Annotated in this window: 23 protein-coding genes; 4 read left to right on the top strand and 19 right to left on the bottom strand. The window is 67.7% G+C overall.

Annotated elements, in window-relative coordinates; genetic code table 11:
- The 3 genes from VFT73_RS14850 to VFT73_RS14840 form a co-directional block, all read left to right on the top strand.
- On the top strand, positions 1-2,999 hold a 2,999-nt coding region (locus VFT73_RS14850; RefSeq protein WP_326412823.1), incomplete at its 5' end, for an efflux RND transporter permease subunit.
- A gap of 13 nt (positions 3,000-3,012) precedes the next feature.
- The gene (locus VFT73_RS14845; protein ID WP_326412821.1) at positions 3,013-4,404 is read left to right on the top strand and encodes a TolC family protein; all 1,392 of its coding nucleotides are present in this window, start codon (positions 3,013-3,015) and stop codon (positions 4,402-4,404) included.
- Positions 4,405-4,500: 96 nt separating this feature from the next.
- Entirely contained in the window at positions 4,501-7,743 is a 3,243-nt protein-coding gene (locus VFT73_RS14840) for a hypothetical protein (RefSeq protein WP_326412818.1), read from the top strand.
- 18 nt (positions 7,744-7,761) lie between these two features.
- Here the strand turns inward: VFT73_RS14840 and VFT73_RS14835 are convergent, their stop codons facing one another.
- From VFT73_RS14835 to VFT73_RS14780, 12 genes are read right to left on the bottom strand one after another with little or no spacing between them, the layout of a single operon-like run.
- The gene (locus VFT73_RS14835; protein ID WP_326412816.1) at positions 7,762-8,751 is read right to left on the bottom strand and encodes an NADP-dependent oxidoreductase; all 990 of its coding nucleotides are present in this window, start codon (positions 8,749-8,751) and stop codon (positions 7,762-7,764) included.
- Positions 8,748-9,542 (bottom strand): aspartate/glutamate racemase family protein, encoded by a 795-nt coding sequence (locus VFT73_RS14830; RefSeq protein ID WP_326412813.1) that lies wholly within the window; start codon positions 9,540-9,542, stop codon positions 8,748-8,750. Before VFT73_RS14830 ends, VFT73_RS14835 begins: the two co-directional genes overlap by 4 nt.
- Positions 9,539-10,384 carry an alpha/beta hydrolase gene (locus VFT73_RS14825; RefSeq protein ID WP_326412811.1) on the bottom strand — a complete coding sequence of 282 codons (846 nt, stop codon included), beginning with the start codon at positions 10,382-10,384 and terminating at the stop codon, positions 9,539-9,541. The genes VFT73_RS14830 and VFT73_RS14825 overlap by 4 nt, the downstream gene beginning before the upstream one ends.
- Positions 10,384-11,283: a hypothetical protein gene (locus VFT73_RS14820; protein ID WP_326412809.1), complete on the bottom strand. Its 900-nt coding sequence runs from the start codon at positions 11,281-11,283 to the stop codon at positions 10,384-10,386. The genes VFT73_RS14825 and VFT73_RS14820 overlap by 1 nt, the downstream gene beginning before the upstream one ends.
- Entirely contained in the window at positions 11,280-12,032 is a 753-nt protein-coding gene (locus VFT73_RS14815; protein WP_326412807.1) for an enoyl-CoA hydratase/isomerase family protein, read from the bottom strand. Before VFT73_RS14815 ends, VFT73_RS14820 begins: the two co-directional genes overlap by 4 nt.
- A complete protein-coding gene (locus tag VFT73_RS14810; protein ID WP_326412805.1) occupies positions 12,029-12,898 on the bottom strand; it encodes a polysaccharide deacetylase family protein in 870 nt (289 codons plus the stop codon). Before VFT73_RS14810 ends, VFT73_RS14815 begins: the two co-directional genes overlap by 4 nt.
- Positions 12,895-13,692, bottom strand: a complete 798-nt coding sequence (locus VFT73_RS14805) for an SDR family NAD(P)-dependent oxidoreductase (protein WP_326412802.1) — start codon at positions 13,690-13,692, stop codon at positions 12,895-12,897. The genes VFT73_RS14810 and VFT73_RS14805 overlap by 4 nt, the downstream gene beginning before the upstream one ends.
- Positions 13,692-13,997 (bottom strand): REDY-like protein HapK, encoded by a 306-nt coding sequence (locus tag VFT73_RS14800; protein WP_326412800.1) that lies wholly within the window; start codon positions 13,995-13,997, stop codon positions 13,692-13,694. The genes VFT73_RS14805 and VFT73_RS14800 overlap by 1 nt, the downstream gene beginning before the upstream one ends.
- A gap of 1 nt (position 13,998) precedes the next feature.
- The gene (locus VFT73_RS14795; RefSeq protein WP_326412798.1) at positions 13,999-15,183 is read right to left on the bottom strand and encodes an amidase; all 1,185 of its coding nucleotides are present in this window, start codon (positions 15,181-15,183) and stop codon (positions 13,999-14,001) included.
- On the bottom strand, positions 15,183-16,556 hold the full coding sequence (locus VFT73_RS14790; protein WP_326412796.1) for a phenylacetate--CoA ligase family protein: 1,374 nt from the start codon (positions 16,554-16,556) through the stop codon (positions 15,183-15,185). The genes VFT73_RS14795 and VFT73_RS14790 overlap by 1 nt, the downstream gene beginning before the upstream one ends.
- Positions 16,553-17,827, bottom strand: a complete 1,275-nt coding sequence (locus VFT73_RS14785; RefSeq protein WP_326412794.1) for an MmgE/PrpD family protein — start codon at positions 17,825-17,827, stop codon at positions 16,553-16,555. The genes VFT73_RS14790 and VFT73_RS14785 overlap by 4 nt, the downstream gene beginning before the upstream one ends.
- Positions 17,824-19,050, bottom strand: a complete 1,227-nt coding sequence (locus tag VFT73_RS14780; protein WP_326412792.1) for an MmgE/PrpD family protein — start codon at positions 19,048-19,050, stop codon at positions 17,824-17,826. Before VFT73_RS14780 ends, VFT73_RS14785 begins: the two co-directional genes overlap by 4 nt.
- A 41-nt stretch (positions 19,051-19,091) precedes the next feature.
- Here VFT73_RS14780 and VFT73_RS14775 point away from each other — a divergent pair, with 41 nt between their 5' ends.
- Positions 19,092-19,844 (top strand): GntR family transcriptional regulator, encoded by a 753-nt coding sequence (locus VFT73_RS14775; RefSeq protein WP_326412790.1) that lies wholly within the window; start codon positions 19,092-19,094, stop codon positions 19,842-19,844.
- Positions 19,845-19,846: 2 nt separating this feature from the next.
- On the opposite strand, the gene VFT73_RS14770 is transcribed toward VFT73_RS14775, so the two are convergent.
- Genes VFT73_RS14770 through VFT73_RS14740 form a run of 7 tightly spaced genes read right to left on the bottom strand, consistent with a single transcriptional unit; the run spans position 19,847 to position 26,097 of the window.
- Positions 19,847-20,893 (bottom strand): CoA transferase, encoded by a 1,047-nt coding sequence (locus VFT73_RS14770; RefSeq protein ID WP_326412788.1) that lies wholly within the window; start codon positions 20,891-20,893, stop codon positions 19,847-19,849.
- 2 nt (positions 20,894-20,895) lie between these two features.
- Positions 20,896-22,083: a CoA transferase gene (locus VFT73_RS14765; protein WP_326412786.1), complete on the bottom strand. Its 1,188-nt coding sequence runs from the start codon at positions 22,081-22,083 to the stop codon at positions 20,896-20,898.
- A complete protein-coding gene (locus VFT73_RS14760) occupies positions 22,083-22,589 on the bottom strand; it encodes an endonuclease domain-containing protein (RefSeq protein ID WP_326412784.1) in 507 nt (168 codons plus the stop codon). Before VFT73_RS14760 ends, VFT73_RS14765 begins: the two co-directional genes overlap by 1 nt.
- Entirely contained in the window at positions 22,565-23,740 is a 1,176-nt protein-coding gene (locus VFT73_RS14755; protein WP_326412782.1) for an acyl-CoA dehydrogenase family protein, read from the bottom strand. The genes VFT73_RS14760 and VFT73_RS14755 overlap by 25 nt, the downstream gene beginning before the upstream one ends.
- Complete coding sequence (locus VFT73_RS14750; protein WP_326412780.1) at positions 23,740-24,726, bottom strand: hypothetical protein; 987 nt, start codon at positions 24,724-24,726, stop codon at positions 23,740-23,742. Before VFT73_RS14750 ends, VFT73_RS14755 begins: the two co-directional genes overlap by 1 nt.
- A gap of 8 nt (positions 24,727-24,734) precedes the next feature.
- A complete protein-coding gene (locus VFT73_RS14745; RefSeq protein ID WP_326412778.1) occupies positions 24,735-25,244 on the bottom strand; it encodes a MaoC family dehydratase in 510 nt (169 codons plus the stop codon).
- On the bottom strand, positions 25,237-26,097 hold the full coding sequence (locus VFT73_RS14740; RefSeq protein WP_326412776.1) for an HpcH/HpaI aldolase/citrate lyase family protein: 861 nt from the start codon (positions 26,095-26,097) through the stop codon (positions 25,237-25,239). Before VFT73_RS14740 ends, VFT73_RS14745 begins: the two co-directional genes overlap by 8 nt.
- Positions 26,098-26,126 lie beyond the last annotated feature (29 nt).

The raw sequence follows: 26,126 nt of genomic DNA, 5'->3' as shown, positions 1-26,126 counted from the left end.
ACACCGTCGCGGCGCCGATCGAGCAGGAGATCAACGGCGTCGACAACATGCTGTATCAGTCGTCGCAATCGACCGGCGACGGGCGGCTGACGATCACCGTCACCTTCAAGCTCGGCACCGATCTCGATACCGCGCAGGTGCTCGTGCAGAACCGCGTCGCGCTCGCCGAGCCCAAGCTGCCGGAGGAGGTCCGACGCCAAGGTGTGGTGGTGCGCAAGACGTCGCCGTCCTGGCTGATGGCGGTGAACGTGCTGTCGCCCGACGGCTCGCTCGATCGCAGCTATGTCTCCAACTATGTCCTCACCCAGCTGAAGGACCGGCTGACCCGCGTCGACGGCATCGGCGACGTGCAGGTGTTCGGCGCGCGCGACTTTGCGATGCGGGTCTGGATCGATCCCGGCCGCGCCGCCGCACTGGGCCTGACCGCCGGGGACATCGTGTCCGCACTGCGTGCCCGCAACGTGCAGGTCGCGGCCGGCACGATCGGCCAGCCCCCGTTCGACAACGGCGCCGCGCACCAGCTGAACGTCGAGACGCAAGGGCGCTTCGACACTCCACAGGAGTTCGCGAACATCGTCATCCGCACGGATCCCGCCACCGGCGCGATCACGCGGCTGTCCGACGTCGCGCGCGTCGAGCTGGGGGCGGAAGATTACGGCGTGAATGCCTATCTGTCGGGCAAGGATTCGGTCATCCTAGGCATCACCCAGCGGCCGGGCACCAACGCACTCGCTGCCGAGCAGGGCATCCTGCGCGAGCTGAAGGCCGCGTCGAAGACCTTCCCCAAGGGCCTCGAATACCGCGTCGTCTGGAACCCGACGCAGTTCATCAGCGAGTCGATGCACGCCGTCCAGGAGACGCTGCTGGAGGCGATGGTGCTGGTCGTGCTCGTCATCCTTGTCTTCCTGCAGAGCTGGCGGGCGGCAGTGATCCCGATCGTCGCGATCCCGGTGTCGCTGATCGGCACGTTCGCGGTGCTGGCGGGCCTTGGCTATTCGCTGAACACGCTGTCGATGTTCGGGCTGGTGCTCGCGATCGGCATCGTCGTCGACGACGCGATCGTGGTCGTCGAGAATGTCGAGCGGAACCTTGAGCACGGCCTGACGCCGCTGGAGGCGGCGCGGCGGTCGATGGACGAAGTCTCGGCCGCACTGGTCGCGATCGTGCTGGTGCTGTGCGCCGTGTTCGTGCCAACGACGTTCCTGACCGGCATTTCCGGCCAGTTCTACCGCCAGTTCGCGGTGACGATCGCCAGCGCGACGGTCATCTCGCTGCTGCTGTCGCTGACCCTGTCCCCGGCACTCGCGGCGATGCTGCTGCGGCCCAAGGCGGCCGAGGCCCCGGCGAGCGGTTGGCGGCGCACGCTGTTCGTCGCCGGAGAGCGGTTCAACCGCGGCTTCGACAGGCTCAGCCGCTGGTATGCGGACCTGACCCGCACGCTCGTCACGCGTCCCAAGCGGATGCTGCTCGGCTATGCCGGGCTGGTCGTGGCCACGTTCGGCCTGTTCTGGATCACGCCCGGCGGCTTCATCCCCGCGCAGGACCAGGGTTACGCGCTGGCCGCCGTCCAGCTTCCGCCCGGCAGCTCGCTTGCCCAGACCGACAAGGTGCTCCGCAAGATGGTCGACAAGCTGCTGAAGGTGCCGGGCACCCAGGCGGCGGTGATGTTCGCGGGCTTCGACGGCGCGTCCGGCACGCAGGCGTCGAACGCGGGCGCGGCCTATGTGACGTTCAAGCCGTTCGGCAAACGGCCCGAGGGCGGCAAGACCGAGGCGGAGATCGTCGCCGGCATGCGCGGGGCGGTCGCCGACATGAACGAGGCGATGGTGTTCGTGATCCCGCCGCCCGTCATCCAGGGCATCGGCAATGGCGGCGGCTATCGCATGATGGTGCAGGACCGGAACGGCGCCGGCTTTGCGGCGCTGGGACAGGCCGCGGGCGGACTGATCGGGCAGGCGAACCAGACTCCGGGGCTGACCCAGGTCTACACCCTGTTCAACGCCGCGACGCCGCGCATCTACGCCGATATCGACCGCGCCAAGGCGGACATGCTGGGCGTGCCGCCGTCGCGCGTGTTCGAAACACTGTCGGTCTATCTCGGCTCGGCTTATGTCAACGACTTCAACCTGCTGGGCCGCACGTTCCGGGTGACCGCGCAGGCGGACGCGCCGTTCCGCGACGACGTCAGCGACATCGCCAACCTGAAGACTCGGTCGGACATGGGCGGCATGGTGCCGATCGGGTCGATCGCGACCTTCCAGGACCGGACCGGGCCGTACCGCGTCACCCGCTTCAACCTGTTCCCGTCGGTGGAGGTCGATGGCGAGACGGCGCCCGGCTATTCCACCGGCCAGTCGATGGCGGCCATGGAGCAGCTGGCGGCGAAGCTGCCGGCCGGCTTCAGCGGCGAATGGACCGACCTCGCCTTCCAGCAGAAGGCAGCGGGCAATGTCGCCGGCATCGCGTTCGGCATGGCGGTCGTGTTCGTCTTCCTGGTGCTGGCGGCGCAGTTCGAAAGCCTGGTGCTGCCGCTGGCGGTGATCCTGATCGTTCCGATGACCCTGTTCGCGGCGATGACGGGCGTGAACCTGCGCGGCATGGACAACAACATCCTGACGCAGATCGGCCTGATCGTGCTGATCGCGCTGGCGGCCAAGAACGCGATCCTGATCGTCGAGTTCGCCAAGCAGGCGGAGGAGCGGGGCGAAAGCCTGGTCGAGGCCGCGGTGTCGGCTGCCGGCAGCCGATTGCGGCCGATCCTGATGACCAGCTTCGCTTTCATCCTGGGCGTGCTGCCGCTGGTGATCGCGAGCGGGCCGGGCTGGGAGCTGCGTCAGGCACTCGGCACGGCGGTGTTCTTCGGGATGCTGGGCGTCACCGCGTTCGGCCTGCTCTTCACCCCCACTTTCTATGTCGTGAGCCGCACGCTGGGCGATCGCCTCGCCCGGTGGCGTGGCCGCCCGGAACAGGGTGCAGCCGCCCTGCTGCCGGCAGAATAAGGAGACGCTTCAGATGCGCTTTCTCATCACAGTGTCGGCGCTCGCGCTGGGCGCCTGCGCAGCCGGCCCGAACTATGTGGCGCCGACGCCGCGCGCGGCCGCGACGGCGCCGTTCGTCTCTACCGCCCCACAGATGGCCAGCGCTGCGCCGGCCCTGGAGGGCGACTGGTGGCGGCTCTACAACGACCCCGTGCTCGACCGGCTGGTCGCCGATGCGCTGAAGGCGAACACGGACATCCGCGTCGCCGTCGCGCACCTGGAGCGGGCGCGCGCGTCGCTGCGCGAAGTCCGCGCCGACCGTCTGCCGCAGGTGAATGTTGGTGGCAGCGCGCAATATGGGCGGTTGCCTGCCGGCCAGCGCGCGCCTGGCGCGGACCGGCAGAATTGGGTCGTCGATGCCGGGCTGGACGTCGCCTATGAGGTCGACCTGTTCGGCCGGATCAGCCGCAACGTCGAAGCCGCCCGGGGCGATGTCGGTGCGGCGGAGGCAGACGCGAACGCGGTGCGTGTCGCCGTCGCCGCGGAGACCACCCGCGCCTATGCCGATGCCGTGTCATCGGCCGAGCGGCTGGACGTGGCCGAGCGGATCGTGGCGCTGCTCGACCAGTCCGTCGGGCTGATGAAGAAGCGCGAGCAGGCCGGGTTGCAGACGCCGCTCGACACCGCGCGCATCCAGACGCTGCGCGACCAGCGCCAGGCCGATATCCCACCGCTTCAGGCCCAGCGCCAATCCGCGCTGTTCCGGCTGGCGACGCTGACCGGCCGCGCGCCGCAGGAGCTGCCGGCGGAGGTTGCCGAACGCACGACGACGCTGAAGCTCGACCAGCCGATCCCGGTCGGCGACGGTGCGGCGCTGCTTGCCCGGCGCCCCGACGTGCGCGCGGCCGAGCGGCGGCTGGCCACTGCGACCGCGCGGATCGGCGTCGCGACGGCCGACCTGTATCCGCGGATCACGCTGGGCGGCTCGGTGGGATCGAGCGGCACCGGCTTCGGCAATGTGTTCGGCGCGAACCCTCTGACCTGGCTGCTCGGCCCCCTGATCAATTGGTCGGTCAACCAGGCACCCGCCCGCGCCCGGATCGCCGAGGCGCAGGCGGACAGCAAGGCCGCGCTGGCGACGTTCGACGGCACCGTGCTCCAGGCGCTGGAGGAGACCGAAACGGCCCTGACCGTCTACGCCCGGGCCCTCGAACGGCGCAGCGCGCTCCAGGCGGCGAGCAATGCCGCCGGGGTTGCTGCCCGGATCACCCGTGCCCGCCAGCGCGAAGGGCAGATCGACTCGCTCGAGCTGCTGGATGCGGAACGGACGCTCGCCGACGCCCAGGCCAGCCTTGCCGCCGCGGATGCCGCGATCTCCCGCGCGCAGATCGACCTGTTCCGGGCGCTGGGCGGCGGCTGGCAGTAGAGCTGAGTAGCCGGCCCCAGGCGCAGCCTCATTTTCCCTCGACAAAAGGGGTGCCGTATTTAGTATACGATCATCACAGCTATCGAGGAGAGTCAGGTGCGAACGAAATGGGGGCCGATTTCGGGCGTGGTGCTGGCTCTCTCCGTGGCGGCTGCCGCTTCGGCGCAGGAGTCCGAGGAGCAGAGCGCATTCGGCTTCCACTTCGCCGGGCCGGCGCATGGCAACCGCGTCGCCTCTGTGGCCGGCATCCCGGGGGACAAGACCACCTATTACGCCGGCGCCTCGTCGGGCGGGATCTGGAAGTCGGTCGACGGCGGCAACAAGTGGGAGCCGATCTTCGACGATGCCTCGTCGGCCGCGGTCGGGGCGCTGGCGGTTTCTCCCGTCGACCACAATGTCGTGTGGGCGGGCACCGGCGAGGCCTGGGCGATCCGCGACGCGGACGTGACTGGCGACGGCGTCTATCGCTCGACCGACGGCGGCAAGACCTGGAAGAATGTCGGCCTGAAGACCTCCGGCCGCATCGCGCACATGATCGCGAGCCCGACCAATGCCGACGAGGTCTGGGTCTGCGCGACCGGCCGCCTGACTGGACCGCAACAGGAACGCGGCGTGTTCCACACGACCGACGGCGGCAAGACCTGGAACCGGTCGCTGTTCGTCGATCCCAATACCGGTTGTTCGGGCCTGTCGATGGACGCCAAGGACCCGAACACGCTGGTCGCCGGAACTTGGCAAGTCGTGATGCACAGCTGGGGCGAGTTCAGTGGTGGCCCCGGCAGCGGCGTGTTCATCACCCATGACGGCGGCAAGAGCTGGAAGCGGGTGGTCGGGCACGGCATGCCGACGAAGCCGGTCGGCAAGATCGACGTCGCGATCGCGCCAAGCGATTCCAATCGCATCTACGCGCTGATGGAAGCGCCGGGCCAGGGCTCGGTCTGGCGGTCCGACGACGGCGGCGAGAATTGGCGGGTCATGACCTGGGACCGCACGCTGACGGGCCGCGCCGGCTATTACATCAACATCGAGGTTTCCCCCGGCGACGCGGACAAGCTGTATGTCGCCAGCAGCAATTTTCACGTCTCCAGCGATGGCGGCAAGACGTTCGAGATCGCGCACTGGGGCGGCGACAACCACGATATGTGGCTGGATCCGAAGGACCCCGAACACTTCGCCATCACCTATGACGGCGGCGTCGACGTGACGACCGTCGGCGGGCGCGGCTGGAACAAGACCGCGCTGCCGATCGGCCAGATCTACCACGTCGCGGTCGACGATCAGATTCCGTACAATTTCTACGGCAACATGCAGGACAACAGCACCATGCGGGGCCCGAGCGTCCCCTATGGCTCGACTTCCTGGGGCATCGGCAGCGGCGCCGGCTGGCAACACGGCATGGGCGGCTGCGAATCCGGCTGGACCGTCCCCGATCCGAGCGATCCCAACATCGTCTGGGCGACCTGCTACGGAAATGAAGTCACGCGCTGGGACGGGCGCACCGGGCTCGCGCGTTCGGTCAGCCCGTGGCTGCACACGCTCAGCTCTGCGCCCAACGACACCAAATACCGCTGCCACTGGACGGCGCCGCTGGCGGTCGATCCGTTCGATCCGAAGTCGGTCTATTATGGCTGCCAGGTGATCTTCAAAACGACCGACGCGGGCGAGAGCTGGAACGTCATCAGCCCGGACCTCTCCACGCAGGACCCGAGCCGTCTCGTCTCTTCGGGCGGCCTGACGCCGGACAATCTCGGCCAGTTCTACGGCGAGGTGGTCTACGTCATCGCGCCGTCGAAGACGCAGCGCGGCCTGATCTGGGCCGGCACCAACGACGGCAAGCTGTGGTACACGCCGGACGGCGGCGGCAAATGGGTCGACGTTACCAGGAACATTGCCGGCCTTCCCGCCTGGGGCACGATCACCAGCATCGAGCCATCCACTTTCGACGCGAACACCGCCTATATCTCGGTGGACTTCCACCTGAACGACGATCGCGACCCGTACATCTATCGCACGCGCGACATGGGCAAGACGTGGACCCGGATCGATAGCGACCTGCCGCGCGGCGAGCTGTCGTACGTCCGCAACGTCTCCGAAGACCCGAATGCCAAGGGGCTGCTGTTCGCCGGCACCGGCAACGCGCTCTACTACAGCCTTGATGATGGCGGTCATTGGGAGCGGCTGAAGGAAGGCCTGCCGCCCGCGCCCGTGACCTGGACGGTGGTGCAAAAGCGCTTCCACGATCTCGTCGTCTCGACCTGGGGCCGCGGCTTCTACATCCTGTCGGACATCACGCCGCTGGAGCAGATGTCGGCCGATCTTGCCGCCGGCAAGGCGACTCCCGACGTGCGGCTGTTCGGCCCGCGGCCGACCTACCGGCTGGCGCGGAACCAGGCGGTCAACATCAACTATGCGCTTAAGACGGCGCCGGCCGGAGAAGTGAAGGTCGAGATTCTCGACGGCGACGGCACCGTGATCCGGACGCTCGACCAGAAGGCCAAGGCCGGGCTGAACCGCCTGGTCTGGGACATGCGCTACCCGCAGCTGGACAATGTGCGGCTGCGGACCACGCCGCCGCAGAATCCGTACATCTGGGACGAGCCGCGCTTCAAAAAGAACCGCGCCTATCGCACCGTGACCCAATGGGGCCTGCCGACCCGCCAGTCTGGGCCGCTCGTCCCGCCCGGTCAGTATCAGGTACGGCTGACCGTCGACGGTCAGACCCGGACGGCACCGCTCGAGATCATGCTCGACCCGAACAGCCCGGGCACGGTCGCCGACCTCACGGCAACGACCAAGCTGGGCCTGCGCATCCGCGACGACGTTAAGCAGACGGCGGACATCGTGAACGCCATCGAATGGATGCGCCGCCAGATCGAGGACATGCGGCCGAAGCTGACCGGCAAGAATGCGGGCATGAAGAAGGCCGCCGACCAGATGGACCGCAAGCTCCAGACGGTCGAATATGCCCTGTTCAACAAGGACATGGCGCCCAGCGACGACAAATATTACATCTCTGCCTACAAGGTCTATTTCAACCTGCTGTGGATGTACGCGGAGGTGAACGGCCATGTCCTCGACGTTTGGGGCAGCGCTGAGTATGGGCCGACCAAGACCGTCCCGATGCTGATCGACATGATCGAGGGCGAGTTGAAGAAGGGCGCCGCCGATTACGCCGCGCTGCTGGCCAAGGACGTGCCGGCCTTCAACCGCACGCTTGCCGCCAACGGCCTCCCGGTGCTCAGCACCACGCCCCCCGCGATCTCGGAAGAGCAGCTCGAAAAGGACGACGAGGCCGACGCCGCCCAGAGCGAAAGCGAGGCGGAAGGCGGCGAGGGCTGAGGCGTCCGGCCGCGCCGATCACCCGGCAATGCGGACGAGGGGCCGGCCGATTGTCCGGCCCCCGGCGACGCTGACCAGCTGCGCGGCCGCTGACTCGAGGCCCACGACGACGTCATGCGCCTCGACCAGCCGGCCTTCCTTCAGGTGGGGCGCGGCGAAGGCGATCCATTCGTCGCGCCGTTCCTCGAAATCGTAGACGATTAGCCCACGCACGATCGCCCTTTTTGCCATCACGAGGCCGAGCGGAAGACGTGCGACGCTGCCGTCCGCATAATGTTGCGCAAGCCCGCAAAGGATGATCTGTCCATAGGCTCGCAGCCGCGGGATCACCGCATCGAGCACGCGCTGGCCCACATTCTCGAAATGAAGCGAGATGTCGGCAGGGATCAGCGTTTCCCAGCCGCCCTGCCGGTAGTCGATGCAGGAATCGAAGCCGTAGACGTCGGTGACGAGCCGGGTCTTTTCCGGCCCGCCCGCGATGCCCGCGACACGGGCGCCGTACAGCTTAGCGATCTGGCCAGCGGTGCCGCCGACGGACCCCGCTGCGGCATCCACACAGACCAGATCGTCCGGCCCGACCGATGCCAATTGCGTCATGCCGGCCCAGGCGGTCAGGCCCGGCATGCCGAGGATACCGAGATGCTCGCGCGTGCCGAGCGCGGGATCGACGTTGCGCAGCCGGTCGGCGGGAACGATCGCTTCCTCGGCCCAGCCGGCATGCCCCACGACATGGTCGCCGGCCGCGAAGCCGGGCACGCCGGAGGACAGGACGATCCCCACGCATTCTCCCGGCAGCGGCTCGCCGGGAGCCGGCGCCGGCGCGCCCATGTGACGACCCCGCAGCGCCTGGGGCACATAGGGATCGAGCGCCAGCCATAGCGGGCGGACATGGACCATGCCTGCGGGTGTACGCGGCGGCAGGTCGCGTTCGACGATCTCGAAGTCTTCGACGCGGGCACCGTCCGGCACAGGACGGGCGAGCACGACCTCTCGCACGCGGCGCCTCATGGCTGCGGCGCTTCGATGCAGACAGGGCACGCCTCTGCCGGTTGTTGCGGGATAGCGTCCACCATCGCGCGCAGCATGTCCTTGCGGTCGGCCAGCGTCTCAGGCGGCGGGACCGCTTCCGCTTTTGCGGCAGCGGCCACCGCGGCGGCCAGGGGGTTGATGACCGGGACAGACGCTTGGGCAGCAAGCGTCGCGGCGATGCCCGACATGCAGGTGCAGCCGAGCATCACTGCCTCCGCGCCTTGAGCGGCGGCAGTGGCAATCGCGCCGGCGGCTTTGTCGATCACGCTCCGGTGACCGCTCTTGATGCGTGACAGATAGGCGCCCGGACCTTCCGGACCGCTCACGTCCGGCTCGGTGCCGATGTTGAATATGCCAGCGCAGGCGCCGGAGTGGCCATAGGCGCGAAGCCGGCCTTCCAGGATGAAGTTCATCGACGGAGGCCAGACGGTCACGATCGTAAAGCGCCGGCCCTCGGCCCCGGCGGCCGCCATGCCCGCTTCTCCGGCACCGAACGCCGGCACCGGAAGCGAAGCGCGCATCGCCGCCAGCCCATAGTCGCCGACGCTGTCGATTGCGATCGCAGCCACGCCATCGTCGACGGCTGCGACGGCTGCCTCGGCATGCCCGACTTCCTGCAACAGCAGTTCGAGAGCCGTGTGGGGAAAGACGCTCACGCGCGACGGATAGGCGACCAACTCGTCTTCGGAGCCGACAAGCTGCCGGAGCTCGGGCGCGACGACCGGGCCTGCGGCCGCGCCGCCACCGATCAGGGCGATGCGCCTGGTCATGAGGTGCTGCCGGGAAGCGAGAGCTTGCCGAACGGATCGCTATCGGCCGCTGCAAGGAAGCTTTCCACCAGTCCGGCGGCATCGTCGGTGAAGCCGTCGAGGAAGCCATGGCCCCAATCGGGGACTTCCAGGATGCGGCCGTTGCGGATCATCGGTGCCGCGCGCCGCGTCTCGGCCCGCAGATCGTCGTTCGGGTTGAGCACCAGCACCGGCTGCGCGATCTCGGGAAGGCGCATGTCCGGCTGAAAGGAAAAGGCTGCGTTATGGCCCCACCAACTATTCCGGCGGCCGAGCAGCCGTTCGGGAAACAGGTCGGCGACCGCTTCGAGACCGAGCCCGCGGCCGTGATAATGATGGACGAAGCTCGCCCAGCGCTCGACCAGATGGCTGCCGTCGAGGCGCGGCGGAACAGGGCCATAATGCTGGCGCAGATGCTCGCGTTCGGCTTCGGTGAAGATCGGCGCCGAGACGAGCACGAGCCGGCGCACCCGGGATGGATGGCTCGCGGCGAGATCGGCGGCGATCATCGAGCCGGTGTGATAGCCCATCAGATCGACCGGGCCGGCGATGCCGAGCGCGTCGATCGCCGCCAGCATTGCGCGGCTATAGTCGGAAATCATCGGTGCGGTGGGAGGCGCATCCGACATACCGAAGCCGGGCGTGTCGATCGCGACGGCGCAGCCGCCGCCTTCGGCAATGCGGTCGATGAAGCGCTCGTAGAGTCGGCTGCTGAGCGGGCTCAGGTGAAAGCAGACCAGCGGCGGCCTTCCCGGTGTTTCCTGGCCCGCCATCCGCAGGTGCGTCTGCCCGAACGGACCGTCGACATAGAGCCGTCGTGCCATCAGCCGATCTCGACCAATTCGAGCAGCTCGCCGGCGGGACCGCGGGCGGTGGCGGCGCGGCGGTCGCCGTACAAGGGGCCGCTGCGCGCTGCCGGCGGAGCGATGTACGGCAGGTCGGCCGGCAGGTGGTCTACGGCGAGTGTCACCAGCGCGTTGCCGGGCGGAAGGCGGTCCGGATCGATCGCGCGGGGAGTCGCTGCCGCCGGATAGCCGTCGACCTCGACGATCGGCAGTCGGCCTTTCTGGAGCATCGAGATCGTCGATTGGGTGCCGCCGGGCAGGCCGAAGGCCTTGTTTATCATCGTATATTCGATCGTGTAGGTGCCGCCCGTCTCGATACCCAGCCGTTCCTGATACCAGCGGAGCGCTGCTTCGCGGTCGGGAACGGCGAGGATGACGATGAAGATGTGGTCGACTGGCGATCGGGCCTTGGGCAGGTCGGATGTCGGCGTGTCGCAGCGGACCTCGTTCAGATAGATCATCTCGCGCCCGCGGCCGAGCATCTGCATCGCGACGAAATAGGGGAGGCCCTCGATCTCCTTTGGCGGGCCGACGATCTCGAAACCGCTGCCAGCGAGCCGGCTGGGCCAGCCGAACACGTCCTGCACGGTGATCTCATAGGCGTTCCAGCCGAAGGTGCGGGTGGGACGGAAGTCCGCCGGCAGCGGCTGCTCGACAAGCCGGATAAAGCAATGCGCGCCGCTTTTCGGCTGCAGCGTCGCCATTCGCGCACCCGTTGCGGAAGGCGCGCCCCAGCCCGCGGCGAGCTCCGGCGAGACAGCGGCGTCTTCGACGAGTTCGAGGCCGAGCCGGTCGCGGTAGTCGCCAAGCGCCGCGCCGAGATCGGGCGTGGTCACGACGCCGCCGATGATCCGGCCATGGGTCAGAAAGCCGTTCATTCGAACTCCGGCTTGCGCTTCTCGACAAAGGCGCGGACGCCTTCGTGGAAGTCGGGCAAGGTGAAGGCCTGGGCAAAGATGGCCGACGTCTCGGCATCGTCGTCCGTCTGGCCGTCGAGGATGCGGCGGATCATCTTCTTGGTCTCGCGCGCGCTGTGCGAGGAGGCGGCGGTGATCGCTGCGACCAGATCGTCGGGCGTGTCCGCGATCAGGTCGGTCAGGCCGATGCGCAACGCTTCCTCGGCGCCGAGCAACTGGCCGGTGAAGAGCATGCGCTTGGCCTGAGACGGGCCGACCAGATCGACCAGCAGCTTGGTGTCGTGTAGCGGATAGACGAGTCCGAGCCTGGCCGGCGTGATGCCGAAACGGGCGCGGGGCGTGGCAACGCGCAGATCGCACGCGAGCGCCAGCCCGCAGCCGCCGCCGACGCAATCGCCGTCGACATACGCGATCACCGGCTTCGGCGCGCGCGCGAGCTCGTGCTGGGCGCGGGCGATCGCGGCCTGGTTGGCTGCGCGCCATTCCGCGTTGCCGGAGCGGTCGAGCAGCTCGGCAATGTCGGCGCCGGCGCAGAAGATGCCGGGTTCGGCGGACTGCAGCACGAGCACCCGTACCGCGGAGTCGTTCATGGTCTCGGCCAGCAGGCCCGGCAGCGCATCCCACATCGCTTGGGTGAAGGCGTTGCGCTTCGCTGCCCGGTTGATCAGCAACCGGGCGACGGCGCCCTCACGTTCCAGGCGCAGACTCATGCCGGACAGACTTTCGCGAAATGCTGCGCAATCTCGCGGCGGGTGGCGATCCAGACGTCCGCTCTGGCGCGGACGTGCTTCAGGAACTCCTCCAGCGCCCAGATCCGGCCGGGCCGGCCAATGATGCGCAGGTGCAGGCCCAGCGACATCATCTTGGGATTGCCCTCCTCGCCCTCGCGGTAAAGCTGGTCGAAGCTATGCTTCGCATAATCGAGCCAGTTGGCGGGCGTGTAGGCCGGGTCGGTCCACATTTTCATGTCGTTGGAATCGAGCTGATAGGGGACGATCACGATGGGCCTGCCCGGCACTGTCTCGCGGTCCCAGAAGGGCACGTCGCCGGAATAATCGTCCATGTGATAGTCGAAGCCGGCCTCGATCAGCAGCCGGCGCGTGTTGTCGGTGTGGAAATAGCGGCTGAGCCAGCCATACGGGCGCGTGCCCGTCGTGCGCTCGATCGATTTCACCGCCTTGTCGATGAATTCCCGCTCGGCCGCTTCGTCCATCTTGAACTGGTGGACCCAGCGCCAGCCGTGGCTGACCGGCTCATGGCCCAGCGCGACGATGGTCTCGGCGATCTGCGGATGATTTTCCAGGCTCAGCGCAGCGACCGTCCAGCTCGCCTTGGCGTCATGGTCGCGCAGCAGCTTGGCGACGCGCGGCGCGCCGGCCTTCAGGCCATAGAGATAGTTGGATTCATTGCCGTAGTTGCGGATCGGCGCCTTGATGTGGATGCCGAGCTCGTCGACCGGCTCCATGCCCTTGTCGCCGCGGGCGACGGTCATCTCGGAGCCTTCCTCGACATTGACGACGATCGACAGCGCGATCTTCGCACCGCCGGGCCAGTCCAGGCGTTCCTCGCGGATCAATGCATTTCCTCCCCGCCGGAGACGTTCAGTGCCTCGCCGGTGACGTAAAAAGCCTCGTCGGACGCAAGCCATGCGCAGGCGGCGGCAGTGTCGCTGGAAAGGCCCGGGCGGCCCATCGGGTTCCTGGCCGCCATGTTGGCGAGATAGGCATCGACGCTGTCGAACCCGAGCAGCTTCGAGAAATAGTCGTTCTGCTGCGCACCGAGGCCGGTGGTCACGTGATTGGGGCAGACCGCGTTGACGGTGATGCCATGCGCGCCGAGCTCGACCGCGCTGGCGCGTGTCAGGCCGACCATGCCGTGCTTGGAGCTCACATAAGCGGGCAGATGCGGGAAGGCCGACTTCGCCGCCTGGCTGGCGATGTTGATGATGCGGCCGCCGCGACCTTGCGCGACCATCGCGCGCGCGGCGGCCTGGGTTCCGTAGAAGGCGCCGGACAGGTTGACTGCGATCACCTTGTCCCAGTCGTGCGGGTCGACGTCGAGCAGCGGCTTCATCATGAAGCCGATCCCGGCATTGTTCACCCAGATGTCGAGCGAGCCGAATTTGGCGGCAACCAGCTCGGCCAGCGCACAGACCTGTTCGGACCGGCTGACGTCGCAGGGGAACACCTCGACCGGCGCGCCGCGGCCGCGGAGTTCGTCGGCAACCGCGTGCGCCTCGTCGTCGGCGGCGACATCCGACACGACGCAGTTCGCGCCGTCGTCGGCGAAGCGTTGCAGGATCGCCTGACCCAGCCCCTTCTGCTTGCCGGACCCCGTGACGACGATCGTCTTGCCGGAAAAGCGGCCCATCAGAGCGCCTCTGTGGTGATGAACGTCGCGCCGTCGGTGAACGCGCTCATCTCGCGGGCGAGAGCGCCCACCGCGTCGCCACCGCAATCGGCCAGGAACGCATCGAGGCCGGTGACGTCGAGGATCTCGACATAATCGTAGGGCGGTTTGTTGCCGGAAAAGAGAACGCCGGTCGTGCGCAGCACCTGAAAGCTCTCCACCGAGGACAGACCGTTGACGGTCGGCAGGTCCCGGCTTCGCGCCCAGGCCTCATAGTCCTCGCGCGATGCCGTTTGGCTCAGGTTGAACAGGGCAATGATCCGCATTTCACTTCTCCATTGCTGGCGGCGGCGTGTAGCCGCCAAGGACGGGCTCAAGGCTTCGGGCGAGCGCGATCAGCCGCGTCTCGCTGCCTTGGGGGCCGACAAGCTGCACGCCGACTGGCAGCCGCTCCTCGTTCAGCCCCGCGGGAATGGCGAGGGCCGGCAGCCCGGCGATGTTGGCGAGGCCGGTGAAATCGGCCTGGCTTGCCGGCGGCCGCCCGTGCGCGAATGGTGCCTGCGGGCAAGTCGGCATCAGCAGCGCGCCGTTGGCGCCCAGCGCCGACAGCAACGTGTCGCGCGTGCGCTCGAGCAATTCGGGCTTCGGCTCCACCCGTTCGAACGTGTCCATGATGAATTTGAGTTCGTCGGAGATCAGGTCCGCCCTGGCGGTCCGGTCCGCGCCGATGTCCTCGATCAGCTCCCGCGCGATCTCGACCAGCGCCGCCATGCGGATCGTAGTCGGCTCCGCAGGAAGGACCAGCGGCTCGCGCGGCAACGGGATGGCGTCGAGCGCGCGCCGATAGGCGGCACCGACAGCCGGCTGGACCTCGACGCCGCCCAGATCGGGTAGGTGCAGCACGCGAGTGAACGGGGCGTCCTCGTTACCGCTTGTGCCGATGACGTTCCAGACGCGCTCCAGCACATCGAGCGTCCGGGCGAGCGGACCGATGCAGTCGAAGCGCCGGGTCAGGAACACCAGCCCGTCGGTGTCGACGCCACCCCAGCTCGGCTTCAGCCCGTAGACGCCGGTGAACGCCGCCGGGATCCGGACCGAGCCGAGCGTATCGGTGCCGAGTGCCGCGTCGCAAAGCCCTGCCGCGACCGCCGCACCGCTGCCTCCTGAGGAACCACCGGGCGTATAGCCGATGCGGTGCGGGTTGTGGGTCCGCCCGAACCAGGGATTGTCGGTCGTGGCTCCCATCGCCGCCTCGTGCATGTTCAGCGAACCGAGAATGCACGCGCCAGCCACGCGCAGCCCGGCGACCACAGCCGCGTCGCGGTCGGCGACGATGTCGCGGCGCAGCGCCATGCCGCCGGTCCAGGGCAGGCCGGCGACGGCGATGTTGGACTTGATGCCGATCGTCAGCCCGGCGAGCGGTCCTTCGCCAGGCGCGGCATCGTGGTCCCAGTCGACGAACGCGTTGAGGGGCGCGTTGGCGGTTTCGAGATGGTCCCAATCAATCGGCATCAGTTCTTCCGTTCATCGATCAGGCGGATCGGCTTCTGCCTCACATCGATCTGAGTCAGGCCTGCGGTGCCGCCGGGCTCGCAGAGCTCGACCACCACCTCAACGCCAAGCCCTTGGCGCAACATGCCGGAGAGCTGGCCGTGATCAGTGCCGCCGCGGGTTTCCAGCAGGACCAGCATGTCGTCGCGGCCGCTCGCCGGATCGCGGCGCAGGCGGCAGACATATTCACCGGTCAGGTCCGCGCGGTTTTCGATCAAGGCGCCGATCGCGTGCGGGAACACGTTGATGCCGCGCAGCTTTACCATGTTGTCGCTGCGGCCCTTGAAACCGGCGATCCGCTTGAAGACCATCCCGGTCGCGTTTGCGGACGTCAGCTCATGCGTGATGTCGTGGGTGTTGAAGCGAATGCAGGGCGCGACATCGTCCTTGTAGAGGCAGGTGACGACCATGTCCCCGGTCTCGCCCGCGGCCACCGGCGTGCCGCTGTCGACGTCGAGCAGTTCCAGATAATGCGCGTCCTCCCACACGTAGAGGCCGTCGCGCTCGGGTCCTTCGCCGGCGATCGTGCCGGTGTCGCCGACGCCATACCAGTCATAGGCTCGGGCGCCGCCCCAGGCCGCTTCCACCCCCGCACGATCCTCGGTGCCCAGATGACCACAAATCATGCGAACATCGATCCGGTCGAGCAGCCCTTCGTCGCGCGCAACCTCGGCGAGCTTGCGGATATAGTCGATGAAGCCGACCAGCACCGTCACGCCGAAATCGGCCATCAGACCGACCTGGTTTGCGGAACGGGTTTCGATACCTGTGCCCGCCGACAGGAACAGCGAGTTGGTGAAGTGGGTGACGGCCTCGCGGATATAATGGCCCCCGTTGATCATGCCGTGGCCGTAGACCGACTGGACGATGTCCGACGGCTGCAGCCCCTGCCAGCGATACATGCGCCCGACCAGCAGGTTGCCGACCTCGCGTCCCTTGGGTCCGAACAGCAGAGGCTGCGGCCGGCCGGTGGTGCCGCTGGTCGTGTGAAAGATGACCGGCGGGCGGTCGGGCCCGTCCGCGCCGCCGAAATCGCCGAAAGGCGGATATTCGGCGACCGACGCCATCAGGTCCGATTTGTCGTAAACCGGCAGCTTCTCGATGTCGTCGAGCCCGCGGATATCGCCCGGCTCGATGCCCTTCGCGCCCCAGAGCCGCTGATAGAAAGGAATCTGCCAGCCGCGCGCCATCAGCTTCGTGAAGTCGCGTTCCTGCCGCGCGCGGAGCTCGTCGCGGCTCATCGCCGTGTAGCGGCGAACGAAGGCGTCGCCGACCGGATAGTCCTCCAGCAACTGCTTTGCATCCAGGGCTTCGAAATAGGTCGGGAACGTCATTGCGGGTCCGTGAAATAATCGAGGGGATGATCGAAGATGCGCGAATCGGCCTCCGGCGGCGCAAGCTCGCGTGCCAGATTGCGCTTGGCGGCGGCCTGCTCGGAAGAGAAGGGCGCGTCGGGGCTGCCGAGGGTGTTCGGGACGGTGCGATCGACGCGGCGACCGTCAGCGTAGGTGACGATCACGCGCTGGGGCGACAGCGCGTTCAGGTCGGGATTGCCGTCGACAAGAATGCGGAACCGGTCGGGCGGGATCGCGGGCAGGTCGGCAAAGCGGCGCGGATCGATCCGCCCGTCCTCGATCATCAGCTCGGTCAGCAGCGGCAGGCAGAGGCGCGCATAGGCCGGCGTCATACCCGGCTGCGGCGGGCGGCCGACCAGGCGCGCGATCAGCGGCGGCACATGCGCCTCGACCCGGGCAATTTTGCCGTCCTTTCGCAACGCCGCCAGAGTCGACAGCACCGCATGGCTGGCGCGGCCGGACGGGTAGGGCTTGGTGCTGATTTCGCTGATCCGCCAGACCCGGCCAAGCTTGTCCGTGTAGCGCGACAGACTGCCCTGATCGAACAGCGTGAAATAGCCGAACGGACCTTCAAGCGCGTCGTGTGGGCCGGTCAGCCCGGCCCTGGCCAGATCGACCGCGGTGATCGCCGCCCGCGCCGCGTTCGCGATCTGCAAGGGCAGGGCGATCGACCCTTCGACATGCGCCTGCATCGTGCCGGCGCAGAAGGAATAAGCGAGGCCGAGCACGTCCGGCAGCCGCTCGCGCGCGACGCCCTCCAGCCGGGCGGCGGCAAGCGCGGCGCCGATGCAGCCGGCGGTTGCCGGGCGGAAGAAGCTGAGCGCGCTGTCCGCGGCAAGCCCCAGCCCGCTGGCGATGTCGACGCCGACAGCGAGTGCGGTGAGTGCTTCGTCGGGCGTGGACCCGCCCCGTCGGTCGCGGGTGGCGAGCAGGGCGCCGGTCACCACGGATAGCGCGTGGACGACCGCCGGCTCGTGCACTGCGTCCCATTCGAGGCAGTGGATCTGGAAGGCATTGGCGAATGCAGCGGAGGCGGCGGGAAGGCGTTGCGAGAAGCCGATCACCCGCGCTTCGTCCGAAGCGCCCCATCCGGCGGCCGCCTTGCGAACACCCTCGGCTCCCGGCGCAGTCGCGCCTGCCGCACCGACGGCCAGTGTGTCGGCCAGCAGCCGCTCTGCATCGGCACGTGCCTGCGGCGGCAGGACATGCGGCGCGACGGCGAAGTCGAGCAGGGCGGCGGTCGCGCTCACAGCCAGCGCTCCAGCATCGCGACAATCGCGCCGGGATCGTTGCCCTGCAGCGCGAGGCCGACCGCCTCGTCGGCATCGACGCCGCCCCAGGCGATCAGTGCCCGCGCCTTGGTTTCGACTCCGGCGGAGGAGAGCGGCCGTTCCGGATCGCCGCGCGTGTCGGCAAGCAGCAGGTCGCCGATGCGCGCGCCGAAATGGGCGGGGTAGGCGGCGGTCAGGTCGGGGTCTTCGGCCACCACCACCTGCGCGCGCAAAGGAGCGAGACGGGCGATCGCGTCCGGCTCGAAATCGGCAAGCTCCGGTTCGCCCTTGTCCAGCACGATGGCGACGCTGTGCTGGATCGAGAATTTCGCGTCGAGCACGGTGCCGGGCTCGGGCCGATCGCAGAAGGTGAGGGCATCGCGATAGGTATGCACCGTGACCGGTGTGCCGAGCTTGCCCGCCGCCTTCAGTTCCAGCGCGGCGTCGATCGCCGGATGCGCGTGGCGGCAGGCGCCCCATGGCTTGAAACTGACCTCGTCGATGCGCCAGTCTTGGCCCAGCGCCAGCGGTTTCGGCTCCCGCGTCATCGCGGCGTAGAGACCTTGCTCTCCTTCGAGGATCCGGCGCGGACCCTTCGCGCCGGCGCGGGCGAGGCGGGCGTGCCAGAGGCCGGTCAGCGCCGCCTGCGCGGCATGGACCTGCTTGGTCATGTTCTCTTCGTGCCGCATCCGCCACAGCCCGCCGGCAAGCGACCCGGCATGGCCGAGCGCATCGGCGGTCGCGTCCGCGTCCAGGCCGTAAATCGAGGCGGCCGCCGCCGCGCCGCCGAAGCCGCCGGCGGTCGCGGTATTATGCCAATGCGCGTAGTGCCAAGCGTCGAAGGTCGCGCCGATCGCGATGACCGCTTCATAGCCCCGCACGGCGCCGTCCAGCAGCGTCGCCATGTCCGCGCCGGTGTCGCGCGCGGCCGAGAGCGCCGCCGGCCAGACGACCGGTCCCGGATGCAGGATCGCACCGCGGTGCACGTCATCCATTTCGAGGACATTGCCGAGCAGGGCCGCGCGTGTGAGCGGGTCGGGCTCGGCACGGCGGCCGACATCGGCCACGTCGGATCGTCGCGCCCCGGCCACGCAGCCGAGCCAGTCGAGCAGGTGCGGCCGCGCTTTTGTCCGGACAATTTCGTCGGTTGGACGTTGCAGATGCTTTGCAAGCCGCTCGGTTAGGCTATGGTCCCCTCTCATGCTGCGCGCCTCCGCGCGGACGAGAACAGGGGAGCAGTGGCTTGGCGACCGATATCAGGACCCCGGCGACCAGAAAGCCGCGTTACCAGGAACTGGCCGACGACCTGAGGGGGGCGATCCTGCGGGGCGATTTCCCGGCGCCTGACCAATTTCCGACCGAAAACGAGCTGTGCGCGCGTTATGGAGTCAGCCGCTTCACGGTGCGGGAGGCGCTTCGGGCGCTGCAGAACGAAGGCCTGATCCGGCGCAAGCGCGGTTCCGGCACCGTGATCCAGCCGGCGGCGGCGCGGGGAGGTGCGCTGCACCAGCCGCTGTCCAACGTCGGCGAGCTGATGCAATACGCCCGCGACACGCGCGTCGATTTCGTCCGGCTGCCGGATGCTGCCATTCCGAAGAAGCTTATGGAGCAGCTGCCTTTGCCGATGTCCGGCAAATGGTCGCACTTTCGCGGACTGCGCATCAGCGAAGGCCTGGGCGCGCCGATCGCGCTGACCGACGCCTTCGTACACCCAGACCTGCACGACGCCGTCGCGGAACTCGATCCGGCCGAGGACACGATCTTTCGCCAGCTGGAGCGGCTCGGACATCTTCGCATTTCGCAGGTCACGCAGGATATCCAGGCGGTGCCGGCGAGTGCCTCGGTGGCGAGCGAACTGAAGGTCGCGCGGCGCAGCCCGTGCCTGCGCATCCTGCGCTGCTATTACGACACGACCGGCCGGCTGTTCGAGATTTCGACCAGCCAGCATCCCGGCGACCGCTTCGCCTACGCAATGCACATGGACGTCGAAGCCTGACATCAGCCGCGCCGCCCGAACCGGATCGCCGGCGCGATCAGGTGCGCGCCGCCCGCTTCGATCAGAAGTCCGCGCTCTGCCGCATGCGGCTGCGCGAACGCTTCGCGGAAATCGAGGACCGGCGAGAAGGCGACATCCTTATCCGCGAACCAGGCGACCCATTCGTCGCGCGTGCGGGTTGCGAATGTCTGCTCCAGGAATGAGCGAAGCGGCGCTTGCGCCGGGCCCGGTGCGGCTTCGCCCAGCGGGATCAGGTCTTCGCGGCCCAGTGCCGCCAGCAGGTTGCGGACGAACTTCATCTCGCGCGCGCCGAGCACCACGTGCCGGCCGTCGGCGGTGGCGTAGACATTGTAGAAGGCTGCCCCGCCCAGCGAGCGCTGGTTGGCCGAGCGCGGCGCCGGCCCGCCCACGATCGCCTCTCCTGCCGTGTGCGCGCACCAGGGAAGCAGGCTGTCGAACATCGCGATGTCGACATAGTCGCCGCGCCCCGTTCGCTCGCGGCCGATCAGCGCCATCAGCACGGCGCCGAGCGCGGTCAGCCCCGCGGCCATGTCGGCCGACGGCGCGCCCGGCACGACCGGCGTGCTGTCGGGCCCGTCATTGACCGAAAGGAATCCGGCCAGCGCCTGCACGGCAAGATCGTGCGCCGGGTGATGCGCCATCTCGCCCGCCTGTCCGAAGGCGGAGATCGAGCAATAGACGATCCGCGGATTGCGTGCCGATACGGCTTCGTAGCCGAAACCGAGCCTGCCGATCACGCCCGGACGGAAGCCCTCGACGAATACGTCCGCACTCTCGATTTCTTCCCAGAGCCGCGTCTTGCCTTCGTCGCTTTTCAGGTCGAGACGCAGGCTCTGCTTGCCGCGATTGGCGTTGCGAAACCAGATCGACTCGCCTGCTTCGAACGGCGGCATCTCGCGGGCGGGGTCGCCGGCGGGTGGCTCGATCTTCACGACGTTCGCACCCTGATCGGCCAGCATCATCGTCATGATCGGTCCGGGCAGGAACTGCGTCAGGTCGACGACCTTGATGCCGGCGAGCTTGCTCATCGTCAGATGACGCCCTTGTCCTTCAGGCGTTCGATCTCGGCGGAGTCCAGACCAGCCTCGGCAAGCACGGCGTCGGTATCCGCGCCGAGCAGCGGGGCCGCCCGGTTCGGAAGCTGCGCGCCGTCGATCCGGATCGGGTTCGCCAGCACGCGAAGCTCCGCGCGGTCCGGATGGCTCACGGTATCGACCAGACCGCGTTCGCGGATGAACGGATTGTCGAGTGCCTGGTCGAGCTGGAACACCGGCGCGACCGGCATGTGTCCGGCCAGCAGCTCCAGCCAATAAGCAGTCGGGCGCTGCATGAACGTCTGGTCCAGCAGCTCGGTCAGCGCCTCGCGATTTTCCAGCCGCGCCTCTGCGCTGGCAAAACGCGGATCGTCCGCCAGCTCCGGCCGGCCGATCCGCTCGACCAGCACGCGCCAGAATTTCGGCAGCTGCGCCATCGCGAAGATCCACCCGTCGGCGGTTCGGAACATCTGGCTGGGCGTGACCGAAGGATGGGCGGATCGCGGGCTGCGGCCGGTCACGTCGCCTTCGTTCAGATACCACATCGCCGGATAGCTGGTCTGGTGAAGCGCGGCGGACAGCAGGTCCACGTCGATGTCGCGCCCTTTCCCGCTGCGCTGCGCGTCGAGCAGGGCGGCGAGCAGGCCGACCGCCATCATCGTGCCGGTCATGAAGTCGACGATCGACAGGCCGAACCGGGTCGGCGGCGCGTCGGGCTCTCCGGTCATGGCGAGGAAGCCGGCTTCCGCCTGCATCAGATAATCATAGCCCGGCCAGCGCGCGCGTTCGTTGTCGCGGCCGTAGGCGGACAGGTGCGCGCACACGATCGCCGGGTTCGCAGCCTTCAGCGCGCCGTAGGTCAGACCCATCCGTGCGGGCAGGTCGCCGCGCAGGTTGTTCGCGACGGCATGGGCGCTGCCGACCAGCCGGTGCAGCACCTGCTGCCCGTCCTCGCTGTTCAGGTCGAGCGTGATCGATTTCTTGTTCAGGTTGAACGTCTGGAAAAAGATGCTTTCGTTCGGCCGCAGGAAATGGGGACCCACGGCGCGAGCCGTGTCGCCGCCCTTCGGTGCTTCGATCTTGATTACCTCTGCGCCCAACTGGGCGAGGAACATCGTGCCGTAGGGGCCTGCGCCATATTGCTCGGCGGAAAGGATGCGATAGCCGGACAGGGGGAGGGTCATTAGCCCTCTCCCTGCAGGGGAGAGGGCAGGCCCGCTTCGCGGGCCGGAAGAGGGGCAGAAAGGGCCTCCCGGATCAGCATCAAAACCCCATCGAGATTTTGATCAATGTCGCAGTTCCAAAAACGCAGCACGCGATAGCCTTGGTGCTCCAGAAACGCAGTGCGGTCGGCGTCATAGCCTTCGCGTTCGCTGTGCTGACTGCCATCCAGTTCAATGATCAGCTTGGCTTTGGGGCAAGAGAAATCAGGGATGAAGGGGCCGAGCGGCGATTGATGATGAAACTTCCAGCCGTCCAGCCGTTTGGCCCTGAGCCTTTCCCACAATGCCTCTTCTTGCGGAGTCGGTTCGTGGCGCATCTGCTTGGCTCTCGTGAGCAAGTGTTCGGGCGTCTTGCCACGACGTGTCAGCCCCTCTCCCGGCTCGCTTCGCAAGCCTGCCCTCTCCCCTGCGGGGAGAGGGCTGTCATAAAAGCGGCGCTCTCTCATACCGGATTCCGCTTCAGCCATTGCTTCGCAATGATCATGCGCTGCATCTCGTTGGTCCCCTCGCCGATGCACATCAGCAGCGCGTCCCGGTAATAGCGTTCGATCTCATATTCCTTCGAATAGCTGTATCCGCCGAAGATGCGCATCGCCTCCTCGCTGTTGCGCACCGCGGCTTCGGATGCGAAATATTTCGCCATGCCGGCTTCCATGTCGCAGCGCTCGCCCCGGTCATAGGCTTCGGCGGCGTCAAACGTCAGCAGCCGCGCGGCGCGGGCCCGCGTGACCATCTCGCCAAGCTTTAGCTGGATGGCCTGGTGCTGCGCGATCGGCTTTCCGAACGTCTTGCGGAGCTGGGCATATTCGGTGGCGAGGCGCAGCGAGCCTTCGGCCAGGCCGACACCGCGCGCTGCGACGTTGATCCGGCCGAGTTCAAGGCCGCCGGTCGCCTGAAGAAACCCTTGCCCCTCGACGCCGCCGATCAGGTTGGCGGCGGGGATACGATAGTCGTCGAAGATCAACTCGGCGGAATCGATCGACTTGTAGCCGAGCTTCTCGAACTTCTTGCCGACCGCGAAGCCAGGCCCCTTCGGCGCGATGAACAGGCTCATGCCCTTGTAGCGCGGTTCGGCTTCAGGATCGGTCTTGACCAGCAGCGCGAAGCAGCTCCCCTTGATGCCGTTCGAGATCCACGTCTTGGTGCCGTTGATGACGTAACCGTCGCCGTCGCGCCGGGCGGTCATCCGGATCGACTGGAGATCGGTGCCGGCGTCGGGTTCGGTCAGCGCCAGGCCGCCGCGGATTTCGCCGGTCGCGAATTTCGGCAGCCATTCCGCTTTCTGCTCGGGCGTGCCGAACCGCTCGACGGCAGCGGCCATGATCAAATGCGAGTTGAAGATGCCGGTCAGCGCCATCCAGTAGGACGAGATGCGCGCGACGATCTTGGCATAGGTCGTGGCCGGCAGCCCCAGGCCGCCATATTCCTGGCCGATGGTGGCGCCGAACAGGCCCATTTCGGCCATCTGATCGACCAACTCGGCCGGCCAGAGGTCTTCATGGTCATGATGCATGACCTGGGGGCGCACCTCGCGCTCGATCCAGCGATCGATCGCGTCGAGGAAAGCGGCCTCCTGGTCAGCCTCGATCGTGCGAACGCTATCTACGGCGCTTGCCATCAGGCGGTCCTTGGATTGATGGGTTGAAGAGCTTGGTACCAGCCGCCGTTCGGGGCCGGCACGGTGACGACATGGGCGGCAGCCATGCCGGGAACGACTGCCTCGACCGGATCGGTGCCGCCGAAGGCGCGGGCCGCGCTGGCGACGGCGTCGATATCGCGGACGATCAGCGTAGCGCCGATCAGGCCGCGGGCAGGGGGCCGCGAAATCCCGGCGAGCGACGCCTGCTCGCCCGATGGGAGGCCGTAATCGATGACGCCGAAATAGGGTTCGCGCGTGTCGGTGCCGACGTTCCACGCCCGCACGTTCAGTGTCGATCCCGCGCCGACCAGCGCCTGGAAACTATCGTCTGCGACGCCGTAGGTGTGGATCGGCGCGAGCCCGAAGACCTGGCGGAAGAAGGCGAGCGTCGCTTCCGGATCGCGGACCGGCCCCGAGATGCTCTGCGGCTCGCTGACCAGCCGGTCGCGCACCGTTGCGAAGCTTTCGAAGAATGCCGGGTCGCCGGCGACGAGCGCGCACACGACGCCGTCGGGGCCCCAGAGATGGGCTTCCCGAAAGCGGCCTTCGGGCGTGTCATATTCGGCGACCGCGTCCCTGAAGACGAACCCGGCATCCTCGATCGCGCGCTGTGCTGCCCCCAGGTCGGGCGCGTAGAAGTCGATGACCTTAAGCGCCTCGCTGTCGGACCCGCGCGCCTCTGAGCGGATGACGATGCCGGACCCGGGCGAGAAGCGGACCAGGCGAAGCCCGAAGCGCGATCCCGGCGTGACCAGCGCGACGTCCTCGCAGGACTGACCGTCGACGCCCCAGAGCGCATGTACCTCCGCTTCGGAGCGGCTGACGCGATCCGCCTCGCGCAGGCCGAACGCCGCGAACAGCGCGAGGTGCGCGTCGAGATCGCCGGAGGAGACGATCGGGCCGTGGATATAGTCGACGACCCGCGAACCGGCGGTCGCGGCACGATCAGGGGCGAGGGTCGCCATCGACCGGCTCAGCTTTCCATCGGGCCGCAGCCGCGCTTCCAGATCAGCATCGAGCGGTTGAAGGTGCAGACCACCTCGCCATGCTGGTTCTTGCCGATCGTGCGGACGGTGACGATGCCCTGTTCGGGCCGCGACTTCGACTCGCGCTTTTCGACAACCTGGCTCTCCGCATAGAGCGTGTCGCCGGGGAACAGCGGGCCGGTCAGCTTGATGTCCGACCAGCCGAGATTGGCGACCGCCTTCTGGCTGACGTCCGACACCGACATGCCGACCATCAGCGCGACTGTGAACGGAGAGCAGACGAGCGGCTTTCCGAACTCGGTCTTCTTGGCGAATTCATAGTCGAAATGCGCCGGGTGCGTGTTCATCGTCAGCAGCGTGAACCAGACATTGTCGGCGTCCGTGATCGTGCGGCCGGGGCGATGCTCATAGATGTCGCCTTCGTTGAAATCCTCGAAATACCGCCCGAACGTCTCGCGATAGCGGCCTGGTGCGACTTCGATACTTCCTTCACGCATGGTGTCGTTCCTGTTCCAAAATCCTGCTGTAGCGGCGCATCACCGGCGCCTCGAGCATGCGGCCGCGAAAGCGCACCGCCGCGCCGCCCGCTTCCGCGAAAGCGAGGGCGGCGGCGTGCGCTTCCTCGATCTCGTCCGGCGTCGGCCGCATGACGGTATGAATAGTCGGAATCTGCGCCGGATGGATCGCTGCCTTTGCAGCGAAGCCGAGCGCCTTGGCCCGGCGCGTCTCATCCTCAAGCCCGGCGGCATCCTCGAGCCGGATCCAGGGCACGTCGATGGCCGGCACGCCTGCTTCGGCGCAGGCGAGCAAGAACAGCCCCCGCGCGACGGCCAGCGGCTCCCAGGCAAGCTCGACGCCGAGCTCGGCCGACAGGTCGCCGCCGCCGAACATCATCGCCACCACCCCCGGCACGCTGCCGATCGCGGCCGCCACGCGCAGGCCCCGCGGACTTTCGATCAGCGGCACCAGGCCGAGGCGCGCTCCCGTCTGCTGCGCGAGCGCCGTCAGCTGCTCCGCATTCTCGGCCTTGGGCAACAGCAACAGCGACGGCGTTCTGGCGCCCCGCGCCAGAGCAGTCGCGATCGCGTCGACGTCCTGGACGCCTTCGATCGTGCCGAGTCCGTTGCAGCGCAGGATCAGTCGCCCGCTGTCATCGGCGGCGATCGCCGCCAGCGCGGCCTCGCGCGCCGCAGCCTTGTCGGCGGGTGGCACCGAATCCTCCAGGTCGATGCACACGGCATCGGCGCCGGAAGCCAGCGCGCCCGCAAACCGGTCAGGCCGGCTGCCCGGCACGAACAGCAGGCTCTGCAGCCGCGCAGCCAGCCCGGAAGAATGTGCCCCCTTGGTCATGTCGCTCACAATTTGTCCGGACAACTTTA

It is taken from the genome of Sphingomonas sp. (genome assembly GCF_035758555.1).
In the GTDB taxonomy this organism is placed as follows: Bacteria; Pseudomonadota; Alphaproteobacteria; order Sphingomonadales; family Sphingomonadaceae; genus Sphingomonas_B.
Note: the sequence above shows the minus strand (reverse complement) of the source record. Positions and strands in the feature narration are given on the sequence as shown.